This window comes from Rhodovarius crocodyli (assembly GCF_004005855.1).
GTDB lineage: Bacteria > Pseudomonadota > Alphaproteobacteria > Acetobacterales > Acetobacteraceae > Rhodovarius > Rhodovarius crocodyli.
The window spans coordinates 1-269 of the sequence record NZ_SACL01000041.1 but is presented as its reverse complement, the minus strand read 5'-3'; the positions used below and the strand labels follow the sequence as shown (position 1 = coordinate 269).

General features: G+C 68.8%; 1 protein-coding gene. It reads left to right on the top strand.

The window, feature by feature from the left end:
* A partial coding sequence (locus EOD42_RS25680) for a TRAP transporter small permease subunit (RefSeq protein ID WP_127790445.1) occupies positions 1-269 on the top strand: 269 nt, incomplete at both ends.

The window sequence follows — 269 nt, the reverse complement described above, 5'->3', positions numbered from 1 at the left end:
AGATCACGGGCTATATCCTGGCCTGCGGCATCGCCTGGGCATTGGCGCATGCGCTGGCCGCCCGCGCCCATATCCGCGTGGATGTGCTGGTCAGCCGCTTCCCCATGAAGCTGCGCGCGCCGCTGCACCTGTTCGCCCTCTGCCTGCTCGGCGGCTTCGCGCTGTTCTGCGCCTGGGCCGCCTGGTCGCTGGTGGACGAGAGCCTGCTGTTCGACGCGCATGACAACTCGGCGCTGCGCATCGCCATGGTCATCCCGCAGGGCATCTGG